At 66.2% G+C, this 1262-nt stretch carries 1 protein-coding gene; it reads right to left on the bottom strand.

Features of this window, described 5'->3' with window-relative positions; translation table 11 throughout:
• A partial coding sequence (locus A5753_RS14365) for a condensation domain-containing protein (RefSeq protein ID WP_231990079.1) occupies window positions 1-1262 on the bottom strand: 1262 nt, incomplete at both ends.

Raw genomic sequence — 1262 nt, 5'->3', positions numbered from 1 at the left:
GCCGGCCAATCCAGCATCACCCGGGCCCCGCGATAATCGGCCACCGGCGGATAGGGCCGATCGGTGGGCAACTCAAGCCGCTCGGGCATACCGGCCAAAAGGCCTTCCCAGTAGGTCAGCTGCGCAGCGATCAGACTGTGCGGGTCCTGTAATTCACCAAACTGTTCGCGCTGCCATAGCGTGTAATCGACGTATTGCACCGGCAGCGGTGCCCAACTCGGGGCTTGTCCGGCACACCGGCTGGCATAGGCCACCCCCAAATCGCCCACCATCGGGGAGATCGACAAGCCGTCGGCGGCGATATGGTGCACCACCGCCACCAGCACGTGCTCCTCATCGGCGACACGCAAAAGCCTTGCCCGCAACGGAATCTCAGACGTCAGGTCAAACGGATCGCGCACAACCACGGCGACGGCCTGCTCCACCCGGCCGGCCGACCAACCGGTGGCATCCACGACCTGCCAACCAAAGTCGGCTTCCCCCAACGGGATCACCAACTGCCGCGGGACGCCGTCCACCGACGGGAACAATGTCCGCAGGCTTTCGTGGCGATCCACCACATCGGCCAGCGCCGCCCCCAGCGCCTCGGCGTTCAGGCGCCCGCTCAGCCGCAACGCCACCGCCATGTTGTACACCGCCGAAGGGCCCTGCAACTGGTCGATGAACCACAACCGATTCTGCGCAAACGACAACGGCACCACCTCGGGCCGCTGCACCGGAATCAGGGGCGCAAGTCGGCTCATGACCTCGCCGATATGGGGCGCCAACTGGGCCACAGTGGGGGCCTCGAACAACGTGCGCACCGAAAGATGGGCATTCAGCGCCTTATTGGCCCCCGCGATGGCCCGCATCGCCGAGAGTGAATCGCCACCGATATCGAAGAACGACTCATCGACCCCGACCCGGTCTAATCCCAAGACCTGGGCGAAGATACCGGCCAAAATCTCCTCGACCGCGGTGGCCGGGGCCCGGTAATGATCGACATCGCCGTACTCCGGGGCCGGCAACGCCCGCCGATCGAGTTTGCCGTTGACCGTCAGTGGCAACGCATCAAGCGTCACCACCGCCGCGGGCACCATGTATGCGGGCAGCCGCTCGGCCAGCTCGGCGCGGATCTGAGTCCCATCCGCCGTACCGGTGATATAGCCGACCAACCGCTTGTCGCCGGGACGGTCCTCACGCGCGATCACCGCCGCCTGCGCCACGCCGTCCAGCCGGGCCAGCACCGCCTGTACCTCACCCAGCTCGATGCGATACCCGCG

It is taken from the genome of Mycobacterium sp. 852002-51971_SCH5477799-a (assembly GCF_001667145.1).
In the GTDB taxonomy this organism is placed as follows: domain Bacteria; phylum Actinomycetota; class Actinomycetes; order Mycobacteriales; family Mycobacteriaceae; genus Mycobacterium.
Note: the sequence above shows the minus strand (reverse complement) of the source record. Positions and strands in the feature narration are given on the sequence as shown.